General features: G+C 47.5%; 1 rRNA gene. It reads right to left on the reverse strand.

The features are described 5' to 3' along the window. Window positions 1-138 precede the first annotated feature (138 nt). Window positions 139-238, reverse strand: a 23S ribosomal RNA gene (locus tag ABJ225_RS22340); the annotation flags it as partial.

Below are 238 nucleotides of genomic sequence, written 5' to 3' on the forward strand. Positions count from 1 at the left end.
GACCTCTTCGCCAATGTCACCAGACAGGTATTCCATTGAAAGAATTGTTCTTTCAAAACTAGATAAAGGGTTGATAGTCAATCATTACCGGCGTATCGTCCAGTCCGGGAGGCGCGAGGCGCCTCCGTCGTCTTACTTTTGGTTAAGTCCTCGATCGATTAGTATCAGTCAGCTCCATGTGTCGCCACACTTCCACCTCTGACCTATCTACCTGATCATCTTTCAGGGATCTTACTCA

Origin of the sequence: Rossellomorea sp. RS05 (genome assembly GCF_039822645.1) — a bacterium.
In the GTDB taxonomy this organism is placed as follows: Bacteria; Bacillota; Bacilli; order Bacillales; family Bacillaceae_B; genus Rossellomorea; species Rossellomorea marisflavi_B.